The sequence below is a fragment of the Janthinobacterium sp. GW821-FHT03A03 genome, assembly GCF_059421435.1.
Window position 1 is genome coordinate 302,835 of record NZ_JBWKUZ010000005.1, and the last position, 20,925, is coordinate 323,759.

Consider the following 20,925-nt stretch of genomic DNA (forward strand, 5'->3'; position numbering starts at 1 on the left):
GCGCCGTTTTTTTGCGCCATGCCGCGCTGTCGGCACATGTATTAAGCTGCCGCAAGCTTGCCTTGGCGATTTATAATCACGCCTCGAAAAGATACGGAACAGTATCTTTGAAAAACCAGACAGACAGGGCAGGCGGCAGTGGCAAAACTTTATTTCCGGTATTCCGCGATGAACGCGGGCAAGTCGACGGCCTTGTTGCAGGTCGCGCACAACTATGAAGAGCAGGGCCAGCAGGTGCGCCTGTACACGGCCGCCATCGACAGCCGCTATGGCGTGGGGCGCGTCACCTCGCGCCTGGGGCCGCAGCGCCAGGTCGATATCTTCCATGCCGATACGAATTTCCTCACCGATATTCCGCAGGTGGCTTGTTTGCTGGTTGACGAAGCGCAATTTCTCAGCACGGCGCAAGTGCAACAATTACACCAGCTGGCGCAAGTGAAGGGCGTGCCCGTCATCTGCTATGGCTTGCGCACGGATTTCAAGGGCGAACCGTTCCCCGGCTCGGCCTATCTGCTGGCGCTGGCCGACGATATCGAGGAATTGAAGAATATTTGTACTTGCGGCAAGAAGGCCACGATGAACATCCGCGTGGACGAGCAGGGCCGCCGCATCAAGGAAGGCGAGCAGATCAGTATTGGCGGCAACGAGAGTTACCGCCAGGCCTGCGGGCGCTGTTTCTACTCCTGAGCTAATCCAGCGCTGGCGCGCCCACATCGGCATCATCGGCCAGCGCCAGATCGCCCCGCTCGAAGGCGGCCAGCACCTCATTGGCGCGCGGCAAGTCTTTTTCGCGCACCAGCACGCGGGCGCCGCCGATGGCGGGCGCCAGCAGCAAATTGGCCTGCATGTGCTGCTCATCGGCAAGAATGACGTCGATGCCGGCCGCTGCCAGGCAGCCGCGGATGACGTGCGCATCCGTGGGTATCATCAGCCGGGCAATCAAAACATAGTCGTCGTGCATGGTGTCTCCTGGCAAGGTGGATGCCTCCCCATCTTAGCACCCGGCTGGCGCCTGCAGCGTGAACACGCCCACCACCTGCGTCAGCTCCTGCGCCTGCTCCTGCAGGGCGTCGGCGGCCGCGGCCGCTTCTTCCACCAGGGCCGCATTCTGCTGGGTCACCTGGTCCATCTGGGCGATGGCCTGGTTGACCTGCTCGATGCCGCTGCGCTGCTCGTCGCTCGCCTGCGCGATTTCCGCCATGATGGTGCTCACCTGCCGCACGCTGGCCACCACCGTGTCCATGGTGGCGCTGGCCTGGCTCACTTGCGCGTGGCCCAGGTCCACCGTGCCGGCGGACGCCTGGATCAGGTCCTTGATGTCTTTCGCCGCCGCCGCGCTGCGCTGCGCCAGGGTGCGTACTTCCGTTGCCACGACGGCAAAGCCGCGGCCCTGCTCGCCGGCGCGGGCCGCTTCCACGGCCGCGTTCAGGGCCAGGATATTCGTCTGGAAGGCGATGCCGTCGATGACGCCGATGATGTCGGCGATGCGCTTCGATGAACTGCGGATGGCTTGCATGGTGTCGCTCACCTGCGTCACGGCCGCGCCGCCTTCGGCGGCCAGGGTCGACGACTCGCGCGCCAGCCGGCTGGCCTGCTGCGAGTGATCGACGTTCTGCTTGACGGTGGAGCTCAGTTCTTCCATCGAGGCGGCCGTTTCCTCCAGCGAGCTGGCTTGCTGCTCGGTGCGGCTGGACAAGTCCAGGTTGCCGCTGGCGATCTCGCCGGAGGCCGTGGCGATCTGCCCGGCGCTGCCGCGCACCTTGCCCACCACTTGCGACAGATTGTCGCTGATGCGGTTCATGGCGCGCAGCAGGCGGCCGATCTCATCTTCGCTGCTGGCGTGCAGCTGCACCGTCAGGTCGCCGCCGGCGATCTGCGCGGCGGCCGCTTCGGCCTGTGCCAGCGGGCGCGAGACGAGCACGCGCACCAGCCAGTACAGCAGCAGGGCAAAGGCGAGCAGGGCGATGAAGCCGGAAAGGGCCAGCTGGTTGCGCAGTTGACGCGCCTCCAGCGTGATTTCATCCGTGAAGGTGCCGCCGGCGATGATCCATTGCCAGTCCTTGAACTGGCGGTAGTGGAGCTGCTTTTCGCGCGCGGTTGCGTCCGTCTGGCCCGGCGCGGTCCAGGTGTAGCGGATGGCGCCGTTCTTCTGCGCCAGCATGTCCTGGATGAACAGGCGGCCATCGCTGGCCTTGAAGTCGAGCGCGCTCTTGCCTTCGCTGTTCGGATGCAGCACCAGCTGGCCGTAGCCGGCGCCGGGCGCCGTGTCGACGATGAAGATATAGCCGGTCTGGCCGATCTTGACCTGACGGATCTTTTCTTTCAGCATGGCCAGATTCTTGCTGATGTCCAGGCCGATGAACAGCACGCCCACCACCTTGCCGGAGGCGTCGCGCACGGGATCATACTGGGTAATATATTGCTTTCCGAACAAGGTGGCCATGCCGATGAAGCGCTGGCCCGCGCGCAGCGGCGCGTAGCTGGGGTGGTTATGGTCGAGCTGGGTGCCGATGGCGCGCGTGCCGTCCTGCTTCTTCAGCGAGGTGCTGACGCGCACGAATTCCTCGCCGTCGGCGGCGAAAATGGTGGCGATCGCGCCCGTCTGGGCCGTATAGCGGTCGACCAGGGCCGTGTCGAGGTTCAGCACCTTGCCGCCATTGCTCAGCGTCGGCGTGGCCTTGCCGGCCACGGAGACGAGGGCGCTGGTGTCGACCGTGAACGGCGCGGAAAATTCCGCCGCGAACAGGCGCGCGAAGCTCGCCGCCTCGTTGACCATGGCCGTATGGAACACTTCGGTGGTGGTCATCACGCTGTCGAGCTCGCTTATGACGGCCGCTTCGGCCCGCTGTTCCAGCACGCGCGATGTGCTGATGCTGATCAAGGCCGTCAGGCTGGCCAGGATCAGACTGACCAGGGCGAAGGTGAAGATGGTGATCTTGCCGCCGACGCTACAGCGGCGTGGATGAAAGGAGAATTTTTGCATAACGATAGTCGAATCAAGTCTCGGGTAGGCTGCGCAGCGCGCACACGCCTGGCGCATCGCCGCCGGCAAGGCAGGCAATGGGAGAAGGGCAATCTACGGAAGCTGGTGCGGCGGGAAAGGGCTTAAGGCTGGGCTGTGGCAGTATCAACAGCCGGCGAATCAGGGCGCGATGATAGCATGGAGCTTGCGTTTTGTTACTAAGTGTTTCCCGCAGGAATGATAAATATGTGAAAAAACGTCACTTTGATCAAGCCTGGCGAAGATGCTGCATTGACTTTTGCGCGCATGTCGGGACTTTTTCCGGCGCCGGAGTATGCCGCTGGCAGGCGGCAGGCCTGGATGCGGACAAGTCCTCACGAATGTTTCACTTTGTAATGAATGAAACATCGGCCTTAATCCGCGTTTAAGCTTCTGGGAAGAAACTGATATTCCATGGGAGACTGCTTGTCCGTATCCTGTAGAATAATATGCAGACCAGTCGTGTATTCCCCTTACTGTCTTGCCGGCTGGCGCGTGCCTCGATCTGCGCCGCCTGGAATTGATCTAACTAATTTTCGGAGTAGCCGATGAAGAAGCAAATGATGCTGGTCACCCTGGTGCTTGCCCTGTCCGCCCAGGCGGGCGCAGCCCAGACGGACAAGAGCGCCACTCCTCCGCCCCCCATGAAGCCGCTGGCCCAGCAGACGCAGGCCGCCCTGTGGGCGTCGCGCGTCCTGACGCGCGTCCATTACAAGGCCACGCCGCTCGACGACGCCATGTCGGAAAAGATCTTCGACCGCTATTTCAAGTCGCTGGACGCGGAAAAACTGTTCTTCGTGCAAGCCGATATCGACCGTTTCGCGCCGCTGCGCAGCAAGCTCGACGATGCCATCATCAACGAAGACCTGACCGCGCCGTTCGCCATCTACAATCTGTACCAGCAGCGTTTCGACGAGCGCATGGCGTATGCGCGGGAATTGCTGAAAACCAAATTTGACTTCACGGCCGATGAAAGCTATCAGTACGACCGCGAAAAAGCCGCCTGGCCGAAAAACGACGAGGAAGTGCGCGACCTGTGGCGCAAGCGCGTCAAGAATGACTGGCTGCGCCTGAAACTGGCGGGCAAGGAAGACAAGGCCATCCGCGAAACCCTGGACAAGCGCTATGAAAGCTACACCACGCGCTCGCGCAAGCTCAACAGTGAAGATGTGTTCCAGATCTTCATGAACGCGTATGCCATGTCGATCGAGCCGCATACCAATTACCTGGGGCCGCGCGCCTCGGATAACTTCGACATCTCCATGCGCCTGTCGCTCGAGGGCATCGGTGCCGTGCTGCAGACGCGCGACGAGTACACGGTGGTGCGCGAAGTCGTGCCGGGCAGTCCGGCCGGCCTGTCGGGCAAGCTGAAGGTGGGCGACCGCATCGTCGGCGTGGGGCAGGGAGACAAGGGCCCCATCACGGAAGTGCTGGGCTGGCGTATTGATGACGTAGTGCAATTGATTCGCGGCACCAAGGATTCCGTCGTGCGCCTCGATGTGCTGCCGGCCGATGCCGGTCCGGACGCCAAGCACGTGGTCTTGCCGCTGGTGCGCAAGAAAATCAGCATGGTGGACCAGGAAGCCAAGAAATCCGTGATCGAAGTGCGCGAAAACGGCGTCAAGCGCCGCATCGGCGTGATTTCCTTGCCGACCTTCTATCAGGACTTTGCGGCGCGCCAGCGCGGCGACAAGGATTTCAAGAGCGCCACGCGCGACGTCACCCGCCTGCTGGGCGAATTGAAGAAAGACAAGGTCGACAATGTCCTGATCGACTTGCGCAACAATGGCGGCGGTTCCCTGATCGAAGCCGTCGACTTGACGGGCCTGTTCATCGACAAGGGTCCCGTGGTGATGCAGCGCAATGCCGAAGGCAAGGTCGACATCGAAAGCGACAACAGTGCCGGCCTGGCCTGGGATGGCCCGATGGGCGTGCTGATCAATCGCGGTTCCGCTTCCGCCTCCGAAATTTTTGCCGCCGCCATCCAGGACTACGGCCGTGGCGTCATCATTGGCGAAGGCAGTTTCGGCAAGGGCACCGTGCAGACCCTGTTCAATCTCGACCGTTTCGGCGGCAGCGACAAGGCCCGCTACGGCGAGCTGAAAATGACGATTGCGCAATTTTTCCGCATCAATGGCGGCACCACGCAATTGCGCGGCGTCACGCCCGACATCAAGCTGCCGGCCATGTCGGACACGGAAAATTTCGGCGAGTCCAGCTATGACAATGCCTTGCCGTGGGTAGCCATCAAGCCGGCGCCGTACATGCCGACGGGCGACCTGAAGGAGATCGTGCCCTTGCTGGACAAGAAGCACGAGGCGCGCGTGGCCAAGGACAAGGATTTCCAGTACCTGCAGGATGACATCGCCCTGGTCGTCAAGCAGCGCAAGGAAAACCAGATTTCGCTCAACGAAACCGTGCGCCGCAAGGAGCGCGATGCCCAGGATGCGCGCGCCAAGGCCCGCGAAAAACGCCTGATCGCGCAGATTTCGAATCCTGCCGACGACCTGGTGGTGATTCCTGATCCGAAAGATGTGCTGAAGGGCGCGAAAGCGGCCAACAAGACGGCCAGGCAGATTGCCGCCGTGAAGGGCGCCCTGCGCACCGACGACGGCTTGCAGGGCGATGAGCGGACCCTGAGCGCCGAGCTCGACGCCGAGACGGCCGCCAAGAGCGCCAAGGACGTGCTGCTGAACGAAGCGGCGCGCATCCTGGCCGACGAAGTGGCGCTGATCAAGGCCGATACGCGTCTGGCGGCGAAGGTCTTGCCATACGCTGCCGATGCCAAGGCGACGCCGGTGGCGGCGGCGAAGTAAGGTTTGCCACGTAGTAAAAAACCGGTTCCTTGCGGAGCCGGTTTTTTTTTGCCCTGATCAGTTATCTGTTTTGCGTATTTCTATCATTCCAACAATCAATTGGATTGATATGCCGCGACGCAGCATAATGCATCTGTCTCCTCTATTCTCCTCCAAGAAAATAGATTCAGCCCGCTCTTTGCAGCGGGCTTTTTTTTGCCCTTGCTGGCCGTTGCGCCATGCGTTGGCGCAATGCATTCGATGCATTCCATGGCCGGCGGGCAGGTGCGACCCGTATCGGCATCGGTCTATGAACGCATCGCTAGATGCAGATCAACACTGCTTGTATTTGCCTTCCGGCCGACGGGCTTTCGACTACAGTCAAGTGATCAGGTGATCAGCGGCCATCCATTGACGGGGGAGGGGCAAGGTTGCCCGGAAACCAGCACATATCCAACCGACGGTAGCCCATCGGTGGGGAGGGGCAATGGCCGAAGACAAGGCGGAAAAGACCCACGGCGATGCAGTGCGCGCGTGGCTGGCGCTATGGGGGGAGCGTGCGGGCTCTTTGCCATCCATACTGACGTTCTGGCTCGGCACCTTCCTTCCCGAGCGCCAGGCCCGGTTCTACGCCTATCTCGGGGCGGCCGCTCTTGCTGTTGCCTATATTCTCTTTCTGCATTGGCGAAGGCGCCACCGGCCGCCGCCACTGCCGCAGGAGCCTCCGCACACGCACGATACCTCAATCCTGCGCTCCTTCCTGCCATTTGAACAGGGCGACACGCTGATCGGCCGGCGCAGCGACTGCACGGATGCCATGGCGATTCTGCAAGGCGCCGACTTTCGCTTTGGCGTGATATGGGGCGAATCGGGTTGTGGCAAGACCTCATTCTTGCGCGCGGGCCTGGTCGCGGAGTTGCGCCGGCGCGGCCATGTTCCCATCTATCTGGGGCGGCCGACTGACGATCCCGGCACGGTGATCGAACGGGCGTTCAGGCAGTACGGCGGCGCCGCGCGCTTGTTCGTCATCCTTGACCAGTTCGAGGAATACTTTCTGACGCACCCCAGTCATCATGTGAGCGGCGCCCTGGGCAGCCGCATGCGGAAACTGCTTGACGAGCACCCGCAGTGCTCGCTGGTGATTGCCATCCGGCGCGACTGTTTTGCCCGTTTGCAAAACTTCGCTCCCGACATTGCCGACCCCACGTCGCCACGGACGACGTTCGAGTTGGTTAATTTGAGAACACATTCTGCACGTCAAGTTCTGGTGCAAGCGGCTGCCGACGAAGCGGTGCAGTTCGAGGCGGCGCTTGTCGACGCCATTATCGAAGACCTGGAGAGCAACGGCGAGGTGTGGCCTGTTGAGCTCCAGCTGATCGGCACGCGTCTCAAGCGCGCACATGTCCAGGAAAAGGCCGTGTATGTCGCCCTGGGCCGCAAGGCGGGCGTGATTGGCACCTTTATTCGTGATGAGATTGCACGCTTGCCCAAGCCTGTGCTGGGCGAGATCGTGTTGCGCAAGCTCTGCGCTCCTGGCGGGATCGCAAAGTCGCCCGTCGACATTGCCCTGGACGCCATCGTCGCCGACGTCCGTGCGCGCGATGCGGCGCTTCTGGCCGGGAGCGAACTCGCAACATGCCTGAAGATGCTGCAGGAAGCACGGCTCGTCATTCAGACCGGGCCTGATACATTCAACCTAACCCATGATGCCCTGGCACCCCTGATCCAGCGAGGCACCACAGGCCGGCAAGGGGCGGCCGAGGCGGCCGAGCGTTCCATTTCCTTCTACCTTGGCGCATTTCGCCACGATAACATGGTGCGAATCCCGATCCGCACGCTTCTGCAAATCCGCCGCCACGCCACGCCCCAGACCCTCGCGGACAGTTTTGTGCGGGAACTGATCGCCCGAAGCTGGCTCAGCGGGGCTTTCGCACTGAGCTGGCCGGCCGCCATGGCAGTGCTGATATTGGTGGTGGGAGGCTATGTCTTCGCTTTCAGCAGCTGGTCGATAGGTATCACGTCCGTGGCATTTGCGTCGGTTCCGCCGTCAGTGGCCATACGTTTCAGCAATCCTTTTACGCGATTCCTGCCAGGCACGGACAAGGTGGCGGTGGAGACCTCGTTTGGTACGGACCAGCTCGATCCAGCGAGCACGACCGCTGTCACTCAGGTGCCGCGCGGCGACATATGGGGCATGGGCGGGGTGCAGGAAGCCGTGGCGCGCATCGCTGACGTCCTGAATCCGCTCGAGAAAATTCGTTTCCTGCGTATAAGTGGAAAACCAAAAGAAGCGACGGCAGCGTTTGTCACCTTCAGTCGCGCGAAACAAAGTGAACTCAGCTTGAAGGCGGCTTCCGATGCGATAGGGCTGGCTGGCAGGGCGAATGATGAAAAGGGCACGGACGAAGTTGTGGAAGCGCTTGTCCGCATGCTGGGTGCCACAAGCTCGCCCCCTGAATTGCCAGGCCGGCTGGCTGCAACTGCCGGCCTGTTGCGCATCGCGGAGACGCGGGCCGATGTTGCCTATCGAGTAACGTTAAGTTTACAGCAATCTTTGGCCATCCTCGGAAAGCAAAGCGCCCGCAAACATGCTAATGACGTGTTGAGCTTTCTTGATGCAGACACCAATCTCATTGAAGCGGCGATCAAGCAACTGCTGATGAACGGTGCATCGCAACCCATGGAGGGCGATCTTAAAACACTTGAGATAATCCTCAACAATGCAGAAAATGCCCTGTTCGTGCGGAGCCGGGCACTCGACCTGCTGGAAGGTTATGCCGCACGCAATGAAAGTCTTGCCTTGCCAGCATTGAAATATTTGCTCAAGTTTCCGATGCAGCGGGCCCTCCAGCCGCAAGGCTTGACGATTGCCTCGCTCGATCCGGAACGGGTGACGAGACGCGCAGCAGACATGATCCCGATTCTGCTTCATAGCCACCCTTACGCGGCGCAGCACGCGTCAATCACAGCGCTGCTGACGTCTGCACAGCTGGCTTCGCCGGAAGCCGGCAACCATGAGTCTTCCCTGATCGCTCTCAGTTTTTTCGGAAGTGAAAACCGGCTTGCCTTTTCCGCTAGACTGATGGAGACGCTGAATGGGCAATTTGACAATCCAGGTCCCAGCGTCCGGGTTCGTGACATCGCCTTGATCGCCTTGTCCAACCTGGCAGCGGCCAATCCTGGACTTCAAGGTGCGCAGACGGAGCGCCGGGTGGCCGCGCTGCTGCATGAAACCGCCGCAAGCGGCAGTGACCAGACCCTGGTCGGACGGTGGCCTGTTATGTATGCTGCGGCAAAGCTCGCGGCATCGGGCCAGCTTGATGCCGAGTGCGCGCAGCTTGCCTTGAACTTGTTGGCGCGCCTCCTGAATGAGGATGCTCCTGATTATACCGGTATGCCTGACTATCCTCTCGACATGGAACTGACGCATCTGCTGGGCGCCGGCGCTCAATTGACGGGGCAAACTATGGACGCCATCGCCACGGCGATCGCCTCATCCTCGCGGAAAGGGCGGCAATCCGCAGCGGCGCAGATGCTGATGGCTGTCGCCAGGAAGCAGCCGCTCAAGGTGCTGAGCCGGCAATCCACATTCGACAAGGCGGTACTCGACCGGGAGTTTGACCGCTCCGTTCGTCAGCAGGTTCTCGCCGCCTTCGGCCAGGCGGATGCGGCCAGCGGCAGCAAGGCAGAGCGATTGCTGCGGTGCAAGGCAGAGATCGCATCGGTGGATAAGGCCGATGTCTGGAAAAGAGGCGCCTTTTGCGCATTCTTCTTCGCCCTCGATGATCCGGGGGCGCAAACGGCATTGATGGCCTATCTTGGCGGCATGTCCAGAGGCGGTGCCGGCGAGCGCGTGGCGGCGCGGATGGCGCTGGAGATGCTGGCCATTGCGCAGCGCGTCGCAGAGGCGAAGAGGAATCCAGCCCTGTTGGCCATGACACGGGCCAGGCTTCGCTATGACCTGGACGATCTGGAGCGGCACGTGGCAATCGCGGCGCGGGCAGGCTTGATCGCACTCGATGGCATTCCCTAGGCGGCCAGCCGTCATGGCGGATGTGAAGATCAGCGCGGGCGCAAGGCCATTGTTCTGCCAGCGATGGGGCCGGCACGCAGCGGGCTTGGTTTCATGCCCGGCCAGGCATCTGCACGTCCGCATTTTTTGCCAGCAAGCCGGCGAGCCAGCCGGCAAATGCCTGCACCTTGGGTGCGGCCAGGCGGCCTTGCGGCGTCAGCAGCGACATGGGCATGGGCGTGGGCGGGCAATCGGACAGCACGGCCACCAGTGCGCCGCTGTCGAGGTGGCTGCGCACCTGGTACAGGGCCGCCTGCGCCAGGCCCAGCCCCTGCAGCGCGCAATCGACGCTGGCGTCGGCGTCGTTGACGGCGATGGGACCGGCCATCGGCACGCGCCGCACGTCACTTCCCTGTAGAAAATCCCAGTCGAAGGCGCGTCCCGTGCGGCCCGAATAGTGCATGATGCCCTGGTGCGCGGCCAGGTCGGCCAGGGTGCGCGGCGTGCCATGCCGCGCCAGGTAGGCGGGCGCGGCGCAGGTGACGAAGCGCATCAGGCCGACCTGCTTGCCGATGAAGGCGGAATCCTGCAAGTCGCCCACGCGCAAGGCGCAATCGATGCCTTCCTGCGTCAGGTCGACCAGGCGGTCCGTCAGGCTCAGCTGCAATTGCACGTCCGGGCAGGCGGCGTGAAACTGCGCGAGCTGGGGCACCACCAGGGTACGCCCTACCGTATTGGGCAGGTTGACGCGCAACAAACCACGCGGCTTTTTCGCTTCCGGCCCCCGAAACGCCAGTTCCGCCGTCTCCACAGCCTTCAGGATGGCTATGCAGTGGCGAAAATACTCGGCCCCTTCCGGCGTCAGCGACAGACGGCGCGTGGTTCGCTGCAGCAATTGCGTGCCCAGGTAGGCTTCCAGCTTTTGCAGGGTGGCCGTCAGCGCCGCGCGCGGCAAATTCAGTGTCTCGGCCGCCTTGGAAAAGCTGTTGGCTTCGACGATGCGCACGAAGGTCTGCATGGCCTTGATCTTGTCCATGGCGATTGTTCATCTTATATGAAAAGTATAAGTGGATTATGCCCTAATTATCTTTGCCGCAGGTTTGCCTAGAATGGCAGCATCCCTATCGAACCGAGGAAACAACATGAACAAGGCCGCATCTATTACTTCCCGCGACATGTCGCCCGCCATGGTGCTGCTGCTGGCCATCGCCTCCGGCCTGATCGTCGCCAATCTGTATTACGCGCAAACCCTGGTCGGGCCCATCAGCGCCTCGACGGGCCTGTCGGCCAAGGCGGCCGGGCTGATCGTTACCCTGACGCAAGTGGGCTATACCCTGGGCCTGCTGTTTGTCGTGCCCCTGGGCGACTTGCTGGAAAACCGCCGCCTGATCGTCACGGCCTTGCTGATGACGGCCGTGGCCCTGGTGGCGGCGGCCCTCTCCACGGGCGCCGTCGTGTTTCTTGCGGCCGCGCTGGCCATTGGCCTCGGTTCCGTGGCGGCGCAGGTGATCGTGCCGTTTGCCGCCCACCTGTCGCAGGAAGCGACGCGGGGCCAGACGGTGGGCAAGGTGGTCAGCGGCTTGTTGCTGGGCATCATGCTGGCCCGTCCCGCAGCCTCGCTGGTGGCTGCGCACGCCAGCTGGCACGCGGTGTTCGGCGGCGCCGCCGTGCTGATGGTATTGCTGGCGCTGGTGCTGCGCCGCGCCTTGCCCGTGCGCCAGCCCGTGTCCAGCATGCGCTATCCGGCCCTGATGGCGTCCTTGTGGCATTTGCTGCTGGGCACGCCCGTGCTGCGCCGTCGCGCCGCCTATCACGCGGGTCTGTTTGGCGCTTTCAGCCTGTTCTGGACCGTCACGCCGCTGGTGCTGGCCAGCCCCGCGTTCGGCCTGTCGCAAACGGGCATCGCCATCTTTGCCCTGGTCGGCATGGCAGGCGCCGTCGCCTCGCCCATCGCCGGCCGTCTGGCGGACGCGGGCCACACCTTGCCGGCCACGGCCGCCGCGCTGGCGCTGGGCATCGCCGCGTTTGCCTTGCCCATGTTCGCGCCGGGATCGAAACATGTGGCGCTGGGCTTGCTGGTGCTCGCTTCCATCGTGCTCGACATGGGCGTGGCGGCGAACCTGGTGCTGGGCCAGCGCGCCATCTTCAGCCTGGGCGCGCAAGTGCGTGGCCGCCTGAACGGCCTGTATTTCGCCCTGTTCTTCGCCGGCGGCGCGGCCGGCTCGGCCATCGGCGCCTGGGTGTATGCCAGCTATGGCTGGCAGGCAACCCTGCTGGCCGGCATGGCGTTCCCGGGGCTGGCCCTGCTGGTGTGGCTGGGAGAATTTTTGCCATTGGCTGCGCGCCGCGCGGCTTGAAACCGTGATGGGGCCGCATTATCACCGCTACGAATTTCTATCATCATGAATATAAAGTGGCGTGATATGCCGCCATGCAGCATCATGCACTTGTCTCCTCTATCTCCTCCAAGGAAATAGATTCAGCCCGCTTCCATAGCGGGCTTTTTTTTGCCTCTTTATCTTACATCACCACCAGGTCCAGCGCCCGCATGAAGTTGGCCGCCTGCGCATGCGTGATGACGGCGCCTTTCAGCAGGGACGCTTCGCTCAGCTTGAAGCCGTCGATGTCGGCGCCGCGCAAGTCCGCGCCCTGGAACTTTGCCAGCTTGATGGTCGCGTTGCGCAAGCTGCCCCCTTCGAAGACGGCCTCGCGGAAGTCGCAGCCGGCCAGGTAGGCATCGGAAAAATCCAGCTGCTTCAGTATTGCCTTGCGGAACGAGAAGCCGCGCAGGTCGGCGCCCACCAGCAGGCTGTCCTCGAACGTCAAGCCCAGGTGGGCCGCTTCCTCGAACGAGGCGCCCGTCAGCTTGCAGCCGCGGAAAGTGGCCGAGGCCAGCTTGGCGCGCCGCCATTTCGTGTTGTTCAGGTCGCACCCTTCGAAACTGGCGTCGACGGCATCGACGGATTCGAAATCGGCGCTGCCGGCGCGGCAGCGGCGCCAGGTGCTGCGCGCCAGTTTGCTGGCGAACAAGCTGGTGTCGGCAAAGGTGCAGCGCTCAAAGGTGCAGCCCTGCAAATCGAGGCGCGACAGGTCTTCGCCGTCGAAGGCGCAATCGATGAAGTGGCGCACCGGCAGGGCCAGCTGCTGCTCGATGCCGGCGCGGTCCAGGGTCATGCCAGTTGCTGCGGTGTCGTGTGTTGCCATCCTTCTTATTCCTAAAGTGAAGCAGGGGAGGGATGGCGCGGCGAAGAGATGCACGAACCAGAACACCTCCCCGCCTGGTGTAACAGCCAAGGGTCAGCGCCGTGGGTCCGCGCGGGCGGGAGCATGCCGGACGGTGCCGGGCACTTACCGGGTTACCAACCGGTGCGCTCATTTTCGATCTGGGCGTATTGTAGCGTGTCCGAATCGGCCTTGCCAGTTTCCGCACGCTCGGGTTAGTATCGTCACAGGCGCAGCCATTGCGCCAACGTCGCTCGGACGGATCCGGGCGCTTACGTACAGAGATAACCATGACCGACAGCCAAGCTCCGCGCAGCTTTTCGCGCATCAATCGTCTTCCCCCCTACGTTTTCAATATCACGGCCGAACTCAAGATGGCGGCGCGCCGCCGTGGCGAGGACATCATCGACATGTCGATGGGCAACCCCGATGGCGCCACGCCGGCCCACATCGTCGACAAGCTGGTCGAGACGGTGAAGCGTCCCGACACGCACGGCTATTCCGCGTCAAAAGGCATTCCGCGCCTGCGCCGCGCGATTGCGCACTGGTACAAGAAGCGCTACGAGGTCGACATCGACCCGGACAGCGAAGCCATCGTCACCATCGGCTCGAAAGAGGGCCTGGCCCATCTGATGCTGGCGACCCTGGACCGTGGCGACACGGTGCTGGTGCCCAATCCCAGCTATCCGATCCACATCTGGGGCGCCGTCATCGCGGGCGCCGACATCCGCTCCGTGCGCATGAGCCCTGGCGTGGATTTCTTTGCGGAACTGGAACGGGCCATCCGCGAGAGTTATCCGAAGCCGAAGATGATGGTGCTGGGCTTCCCGTCCAACCCCACGGCGCAATGCGTGGAACTGGAGTTCTTCGAGCGCGTCGTCGCGCTGGCGAAGCAGCACAATATTTTGGTCGTGCATGACCTGGCCTACGCCGACATCACCTTCGACGGCTGGAAGGCGCCGTCCATCATGCAGGTGCCGGGCGCGCGCGATGTCGCCGTGGAATTTTTCACCATGTCGAAAAGCTACAACATGGCGGGCTGGCGCATCGGTTTCATGGTCGGCAACGCGGAACTGGTGGCGGCCCTGGCGCGCATCAAGAGCTACCACGACTATGGCAGTTTTACCCCAGTGCAAGTGGCGGCGATTGCCGCGCTGGAGGGCGACCAAAGCTGCGTGACGGAGATCTGCGCGCAATACCAGCGCCGCCGCGACGTGCTGGTGAAAGGCTTGCATGAAGCGGGCTGGATGGTGGAAAAACCGAAGGCGTCGATGTACATCTGGGCGCACATCCCGGAAGCTTACCGCCACCTGGGTTCGCTGGAGTTTTCCAAGCTGCTGCTGGAAAAGGCCAGGGTGTGCGTCTCGCCCGGCATCGGCTTTGGCGAATACGGCGATGAATACGTGCGTTTTGCCCTGATCGAAAACGAGGCCCGCGTGCGGCAAGCCTTGCGCGGCATCAAGAACATGTTGCGTTCAGGTGACGGAAAAGCGCAGGCGGCGGCGTAAAAAATTGCCGTATGGAATCGTTCGTTGCCCCTAATATCACTGCCGCGTATTTCTGACATCACGAATATAAAGTGGTTTTATATGCTGCGACGCGGCATCATGCATCTGTCTCCTCTATCTTCCTCCAAGGAAATAGATTCAGCCCGCTCCCGCAGCGGGCTTTTTTTTTGCCCGGCCAGAATACAAGGCATGGCGACGCGCAGAGCCGGTCATGGCGATCATGGATGGTGGCGGCGCCGCAGCACCCAGGCCATGCCCAGCAGCATGGGCGCCAGCAGCACCAGCGTGCCCGGTTCCGTGACCACCGTGATCTGCGCGGGCAATGGCGCAACGAAGGCCATGTCGGCCAGGCCGGAATCGAGCAGGATGATGTTCGACAGGCTGAGCGCCGCGATGCCGCCGGCGTTGCGCGAGCGGAACATGATGCCCGCCAGGGCGCCTGTGCCGTTCACGCCGGGCAGGCTGTCGGTGAGCGTGCCCAGCGTGAACGAAATGCGTCCACCCACATTGTCGATGGTGCCGGGGAAGAAGATGCTGGAGCCGCCGCTGGACAGCAGGCCGCCTTCGGCGACGCTGGTGGCCGATAGCAGCCTGGGATCGAACGACAGATCGAACTGAAAGGCGAACAGGTCGGCGGCGCCATGGATCGCGATATTGACGCCAAAGCTTTGCTCATGCGCGACGAACAGGGTCTCGGGCTCGATGTCGATGATCGGGGCGGCGCGGGCCTGGAGGCTACAGGCCAGCAAGGCGCCCAGGGCCCAGAGGCAAATCGATGTCGGTCGGCTGGCCATGTCGTGCTCCTCTTCAGGTTCGGGTAGGGTTTGGATCAAAACGGGCAAGCGGCGCCTGCCGGCAGCTTGTGCGCGATCAAGGCCAGGTCCCGCACATCGACCACGCCATCGTTGTTGATGTCGCCATTCAAGCGGGGGCCGCGCCGCCCCAGTCTGAGGCGGACCTGCGCCACGTCGGCACAGTTGACTTCGCCGACCGTGATGCGCAACACGTGGTTCTGCTCGGCTAACTCTCCACGCAGGATGAGTTTGCCGGGAAGCAGGGGCAGGCGCAGCACGCCCGGCACGGGCGAGATGCCACCGCCCGCGCGCAGGATGTCGGTGCTGTCGCCCGGCCGGAGCGAGACGCCGGGTGCCAGCGTCACGTAGATCTCGCCCTCCAGCTCCGCGCCGGCCGCGACCTCGAGCCGCGTCGGCTTGCTGCTGGCAAAGGCGTCCGGCAGCTGGATCTGGCCGTTCAACGGCAGGAACAGGTCGCCCTTGATCTGGCGTATGCCCCGTAGCCGCAACACGCCGTTGTTGACGAACTGGGCTTGCAGTGTGCCGCCGGTATAGTCGAAGCTGCCGTTGTTGTAGATAAACAGCGCGCTCAGGGCGCCGCGCGCCAGCGTGTAGGCGCTATGGCCGCCGCCGATCGACAGCGTACCCTCGAAGCCGCTGACGATCGGTCCCTTCGCTTCGATCCGGTGGCTGCCGCCATTCTGGATGAACACGCCAGTGCCATCCATGCCCACCCATTCTTCGTTGCTGGACAGGATGCCCTGGTTCAAGGTGTAGCTGCCGACACCGCCGGCGCTGTCGCCCAGGGTCAGGCGGCGCAGCACCTCATTGCTGCCATTGTCCTGCGTAAAGCTGCCACTGCCTTTGAACCCGAGGTCCGCCACCTCGGACCTGAGCGTGGCGTCCTCGCCGTCAAGCACCCAGGTGCCGGTGCCGCCCGCTTCCGCACCGAGCAGCAGGGTCGGCGTGATCATGGTCCCGCCGGTCTGTTCCAGCCGGCCCTTGCCGCCGATGCCGACGACGGTCAGCATGGCTTCCAGGTCCGCCTGCGCGCGCAGCGTCATGGTGCCGCTGCCGCTGGCATCGATCCTGAGGTCGATCAGCTGGGCCGGCGCGGCTGCGCTGTCGCGCGTCACGGTCCGGTCGATATCGTCATGCTGCAGCAGATACACCGTACCGCTCGTCGGCTGGCCAATGCCGCCCGTGCCGTCCGGGGTTGCGGACCAGTTATCGCCGTCTTCCCAGAAACCGCTGCCATTGATCCAGTAGTGCGTATTGCCGGCGAAAAATGCCTGCAGGGCGATGAACCAGGCGGGCGCCAGCTTGTCGTAACCGTGCTGGGTGGCCGGATGGGTGCCGTCCGTGAAGTCCGCCAGCGTCAGTTGCGCGCCGGCGTCCACAAAGTGGGTATTGTCGTGCTGCATTGCCAGCGCGCGGACATTGTTGTTGTAGTCGCCAATATATTTGTTCAGGATGTATTCGCCCAGCAAGCGCAGCGCAGTCCCGTACTCGCTCGCCGTCAGGAGGGCATTGCCGTCCGCATCGGCCGCTTTGAAGATGCCGCCCAGGTCAGGGTTTAATTTCTTGCGGTTCAGGAAAGCGTTCACCGCGCTGGTGAACTTCGCCTGATCGACCGCGCCGCCTTGGCCGCCGACTATGTCAAACGAGAGTCCTTGCGATTGCAGGTAAGCGAGCAGGGTATGCGTTACCGTTGGCCCGGTGCCGTCGAGGGGATAGCCGATCGGCGGGATGGACGAGACAAAAATCTCCACTTTCTCGCCGCGCTCCAGATAGTCCTGGTTGATTTTCCGGATCAGCGTGTCAAGCCCGCCGGCCAGGGCGACGAGGCCCAGGGCGCCGAGACCGGTGCGCACGTCGACTTGCCTGAAATCGTTGGTGCCGGCCATCAGCAGGATGATGGCCGGATGGAAGGTGTTCCATGCGGCCATGCCGTGATATTGGCGACCGTGGCGCCCACGGTGCCTTGATGGGCAAGGTAGTGGGGCGGGTCGGACGGGTCATGGCCTGCGCCGACATAGTCGATTTTCTTGCCGGCCGCGAGCAGATCGGTTAGCAGCTTCAGCCGGTAGCTGCGCTCCGGCGTCAAGGGATAGCCGGCCGTCAGCGAATCGCCCAGCGGCATCACGTTGATCTGCAGCGGCGGCTCGTCCGCGCAGGCGAGCGATGCGGCGCCCAGCCACCACAGCAGGATGAAGGTGCGCAGGAGCTGCCGCGTCCATGAAAACAGGATGGTTTTGAGGGGGGAAGTGCGGGGCATAAATCCTCCGGACGGGCTGCAAGGAATCGACGTGGCGAGCAGTCCCGCGATCTGCCGGGCTGCTGCGCCAGGCCGAGCCACGCAAATCATGTGCCATACGCCGCAAGTGTTTGATTTCTCAATGTATTTATCTGGCTCAACGGACCAGTCCGGAGGGAATGTAAAAAAATCCGGCAGCGGGAACCTGGGCCAGCGTGCGCGCCGGAATGTCTGCTGCGCACTGCGCATTGGATCGATGCCTGGCCGCGCCGATCCGCGGCTGGCGCGCCGTTGCGCGTTCGCCGCCGCTGCCTGGCGGAAACGAGATATTGATAAAGCATATTTCTATCATCACAACATGCAATTGGTTTTATATGCTGCAATGCGGCATCATGCATCTGTCTCCTCTATCTTCCTCCAAGAAAATAGATTCAGCCCGCTCCCGCAGCGGGCTTTTTTTTCGCCCGCGCGGTCGCCGGCGATAGCGATGCGCCGTGCGCGCCATGGCGATGAACGATTGCAGATAGTCGATGCCCTTGTCCGTCTCGCCCACATCCGCGAACTGAAACGTTTTCTTCACATCCACATCCGTGTCAGGCCAGCGCCCGAGATGGCCGCAGGCGCAGCAGCCGCTGCTGGCCGGGCGGCCAGCCATGCCGCGCTGGATGGCCCAATGGATTCGTCCAGGCAAGAATTCGCATGAATCTTTCTCATGGATATATGAAGTTATACCATTATTATTCATGGATGAAAGTCTCTATGATGACTCCACACTTCACTGGGAGGCAATCACCATGACCGTCACGACACACAATCTCGGCTACCCGCGCATCGGCGCCCAACGCGAACTGAAATTCGCCCTGGAAGACTACTGGAAGGGTAACAGCAGCCTGGAGGCGCTGGAAGGCCAGGGCGCCGAATTGCGCCAGCGCCACTGGCAAGACCAGGGCGCGCTGGATTTCGCGCCCGTGGGCGACTTTTCCTTTTACGACCAGGTGCTGGACTTGAGTTTTACGCTGGGCAACCTGCCGCAGCGCGTGCGCGGCCTCGAAGGCGCCGCGCTCGACAACTATTTCCGCGTTGCCCGTGGCCGCTCGGCCAGCGACAGCGATTGCAGCTGCATCCATGCCGGCGAGATGACGAAATGGTTCGATACCAATTACCACTACATCGTGCCGGAATTTGCGGCCGGCACGCAATTCAAGCTCGACAGCAGCCGCCTGCTGCGGCAACTGGCGCAGGCGCGCCAGCTGAACGTAAAGGCCAAGCCCGTGCTGATCGGCCCCGTCACCTACTTGTGGCTGGGCAAGGCCAAGGACGATTCCGACAAGCTGGCGCTGCTGCAAGGCTTGCTGCCCGTCTACGTGCAATTGCTGCAGGAACTGGCCGCGCAAGGCGTGGAGTGGGTGCAGATCGACGAACCGATACTCGTCACGGAACTCGACGGCGCCTGGCGGCAGGCGCTGGTGACGGCCTATGACGCCTTGAGCAGCGTCAAGCACGTCAAACTGCTGCTGGCCACGTATTTCGGCAAGCTGCAAGACAACCTGGCGCTGGCGTGCAAGCTGCCCGTGCAAGGCCTGCACCTGGACGCCGTCAACGCCCGCGATGAGGTGGAAGAAGTCATCGCGCAATTGCCTGTCACCAGCGTGCTGTCGCTGGGCGTGGTGAATGGCCGCAATATCTGGAAGACGGATTTGACGCAAGTGCTGGCGTGGCTGGAACCCGTGCATGCCAGCCTGCAATCGCGCCTGTGGATCGCGCCGTCGTGCTCGCTGCTGCACGTGCCCGTCGACCTGGCCAGCGAACAAAAACTCGATGCCGACATCAGATCCTGGCTGGCCTTCGCGCGCCAGAAGCTTGATGAAGTGCATACCATCGCCGGCGCCCTGAACCAGGGCCGCGCTGCCGTGCAGGCGTCGCTGGACGCCAACCACGCCGCCGTGCAGGCGCGCCGCCAGTCGGGCCGCGTGCACAATCCGGCAGTGAAGGCGGCCGTGGCGCGCATCGATGCGCGGCTGGGCCAGCGCGCCAGCGGCTATGCCGAGCGTGCCGCCAAGCAAGCTGCGCTGCTGCAACTGCCGCTGTACCCGACGACGACCATCGGCTCCTTCCCGCAGACGGCGCACATCCGCCAGGCGCGCAGCCAGTTCCGCAGCGGCCAGCTCGATGCAGCCAGCTATAAAAAGCTGATGCAGGCGGAAATCGCCCATTGCGTGCAGGAACAAGAGGCGCTGGGCCTGGATGTCTTCGTGCACGGCGAAGCGGAACGCAACGACATGGTCGAGTATTTCGGCGAACAGCTGGACGGCTACGCCTTCAGTCAGTTCGGCTGGGTGCAATCGTACGGTTCGCGCTGCGTCAAGCCGCCCATTCTGTTTGGCGACATCAGCCGCCCCCGGGCCATGACGGTCGAGTGGAGCACCTACGCCCAGTCGCTGACGGACAAGCCGATGAAGGGCATGCTGACGGGCCCCGTCACCATCCTCAACTGGTCTTTCGTGCGCGACGACCAGCCCCGCAGCGTGTCGTGCTACCAGCTGGCGCTGGCCATGCGCGCCGAAGTGCAGGACCTGGAACGGGCCGGCATCCGCGTGATCCAGATCGACGAGGCGGCCTTGCGCGAAGGCTTGCCGCTGCGCAAGTCGCAATGGGCCGACTACCTGCGCTGGGCCGTGGAATCGTTCCGCATCACGGCCAACGGCGTGGCCGACGAGACGCAGATCCACACGCATATGTGCTATTCGGAATTTAACGACATCATCGTGCAGATCGCCGGCATGGACGCGGACGTCATCACGATCGAAACCTCGCGCTCCGACATGGAATTGCTGGACGCCTTCGACGACTTTAATTACCCGAATGAAATCGGCCCCGGCGTCTATGACATCCACTCGCCCAACATTCCAAGCCAGGAGCAGATGGTGGAACTGATGCGCAAGGCGGCCAGGCGCATCCCCGCGCAGCGCCTGTGGGTCAACCCCGATTGCGGCCTGAAGACGCGCGGCTGGAAGGAAGTGATACCCGCGCTGGCGAATATGGTGGCGGCGGCAAAAACCTTGCGCGGCGACAACGTCGCATAGGCGGATGCAGGAGCAGGGGAGGCCGGCATGGCCCAGATATAGAACAATCGTATTTCTGTCATCACAACATACAATTGGAGAATGATGCTGCAATGCGGCATCATTCTCCTGTCTCCTCTACTTCCTCCAAGGAAATAGATTCAGCCCGCTCCCGCAGCGGGCTTTTTTTTGTCGTTTGACCCGTCCTGGAATAAGTTGACACTTTTTCGTTACAGAGAAGGAGTGTCCGATGGAACAAGGGTTTCGACGCAGT

14 protein-coding genes are annotated in these 20,925 nt (G+C 62.6%); 7 read left to right on the plus strand and 7 right to left on the minus strand.

The window, feature by feature from the left end; translation table 11 throughout:
• Nucleotides 1–138 precede the first annotated feature (138 nt).
• The gene (locus AC07VI_RS13750; protein WP_086144846.1) at nt 139–687 is read left to right on the plus strand and encodes a thymidine kinase; all 549 of its coding nucleotides are present in this window, start codon (nt 139–141) and stop codon (nt 685–687) included.
• A gap of 1 nt (nt 688) precedes the next feature.
• Here the strand turns inward: AC07VI_RS13750 and AC07VI_RS13755 are convergent, their stop codons facing one another.
• Both AC07VI_RS13755 and AC07VI_RS13760 read right to left on the minus strand, forming a co-directional pair.
• Nucleotides 689–961: a putative signal transducing protein gene (locus tag AC07VI_RS13755; protein WP_086144847.1), complete on the minus strand. Its 273-nt coding sequence runs from the start codon at nt 959–961 to the stop codon at nt 689–691.
• Between the two features lie 33 nt (nt 962–994).
• Nucleotides 995–2,983 carry a methyl-accepting chemotaxis protein gene (locus tag AC07VI_RS13760; protein WP_492994742.1) on the minus strand — a complete coding sequence of 663 codons (1,989 nt, stop codon included), beginning with the start codon at nt 2,981–2,983 and terminating at the stop codon, nt 995–997.
• A gap of 566 nt (nt 2,984–3,549) precedes the next feature.
• Between AC07VI_RS13760 and AC07VI_RS13765 the strand changes: the two genes are divergently transcribed.
• Nucleotides 3,550–5,817 carry a carboxy terminal-processing peptidase gene (locus AC07VI_RS13765; RefSeq protein ID WP_086144848.1) on the plus strand — a complete coding sequence of 756 codons (2,268 nt, stop codon included), beginning with the start codon at nt 3,550–3,552 and terminating at the stop codon, nt 5,815–5,817.
• Nucleotides 5,818–6,283: 466 nt separating this feature from the next.
• Complete coding sequence (locus AC07VI_RS13770) at nt 6,284–9,829, plus strand: nSTAND1 domain-containing NTPase (RefSeq protein WP_492994740.1); 3,546 nt, start codon at nt 6,284–6,286, stop codon at nt 9,827–9,829.
• 91 nt (nt 9,830–9,920) lie between these two features.
• Here AC07VI_RS13770 and AC07VI_RS13775 read toward each other — a convergent pair whose 3' ends face one another.
• Nucleotides 9,921–10,844 carry a LysR family transcriptional regulator gene (locus tag AC07VI_RS13775; protein ID WP_086144850.1) on the minus strand — a complete coding sequence of 308 codons (924 nt, stop codon included), beginning with the start codon at nt 10,842–10,844 and terminating at the stop codon, nt 9,921–9,923.
• 106 nt (nt 10,845–10,950) lie between these two features.
• Between AC07VI_RS13775 and AC07VI_RS13780 the strand changes: the two genes are divergently transcribed.
• On the plus strand, nt 10,951–12,165 hold the full coding sequence (locus AC07VI_RS13780) for an MFS transporter (RefSeq protein ID WP_086144851.1): 1,215 nt from the start codon (nt 10,951–10,953) through the stop codon (nt 12,163–12,165).
• 163 nt (nt 12,166–12,328) lie between these two features.
• Here AC07VI_RS13780 and AC07VI_RS13785 read toward each other — a convergent pair whose 3' ends face one another.
• Nucleotides 12,329–13,012, minus strand: coding sequence for a pentapeptide repeat-containing protein (locus AC07VI_RS13785; protein ID WP_413465894.1), 684 nt, complete (start codon nt 13,010–13,012; stop codon nt 12,329–12,331).
• A 308-nt stretch (nt 13,013–13,320) separates the two neighbouring features.
• Between AC07VI_RS13785 and alaC the strand changes: the two genes are divergently transcribed.
• Nucleotides 13,321–14,538, plus strand: coding sequence for an alanine transaminase (alaC, locus tag AC07VI_RS13790; protein ID WP_086144853.1), 1,218 nt, complete (start codon nt 13,321–13,323; stop codon nt 14,536–14,538).
• 218 nt (nt 14,539–14,756) lie between these two features.
• On the opposite strand, the gene AC07VI_RS13795 is transcribed toward alaC, so the two are convergent.
• From AC07VI_RS13795 to AC07VI_RS13805, 3 genes are read right to left on the minus strand one after another with little or no spacing between them, the layout of a single operon-like run.
• On the minus strand, nt 14,757–15,332 hold the full coding sequence (locus tag AC07VI_RS13795) for a cohesin domain-containing protein (RefSeq protein WP_099420381.1): 576 nt from the start codon (nt 15,330–15,332) through the stop codon (nt 14,757–14,759).
• Nucleotides 15,333–15,367: 35 nt separating this feature from the next.
• Nucleotides 15,368–17,281, minus strand: a complete 1,914-nt coding sequence (locus tag AC07VI_RS13800; RefSeq protein WP_492994736.1) for a hypothetical protein — start codon at nt 17,279–17,281, stop codon at nt 15,368–15,370.
• Nucleotides 17,239–17,610 carry a hypothetical protein gene (locus tag AC07VI_RS13805; protein WP_492994734.1) on the minus strand — a complete coding sequence of 124 codons (372 nt, stop codon included), beginning with the start codon at nt 17,608–17,610 and terminating at the stop codon, nt 17,239–17,241. Before AC07VI_RS13805 ends, AC07VI_RS13800 begins: the two co-directional genes overlap by 43 nt.
• Before the next feature lie 31 nt (nt 17,611–17,641).
• On the opposite strand from AC07VI_RS13805, the gene AC07VI_RS13810 reads away from it, so the two are divergent.
• Nucleotides 17,642–18,292, plus strand: a complete 651-nt coding sequence (locus AC07VI_RS13810) for a hypothetical protein (RefSeq protein ID WP_492994732.1) — start codon at nt 17,642–17,644, stop codon at nt 18,290–18,292.
• A 91-nt stretch (nt 18,293–18,383) separates the two neighbouring features.
• On the plus strand, nt 18,384–20,672 hold the full coding sequence (gene metE / locus AC07VI_RS13815; RefSeq protein WP_492994730.1) for a 5-methyltetrahydropteroyltriglutamate--homocysteine S-methyltransferase: 2,289 nt from the start codon (nt 18,384–18,386) through the stop codon (nt 20,670–20,672).
• Nucleotides 20,673–20,925 lie beyond the last annotated feature (253 nt).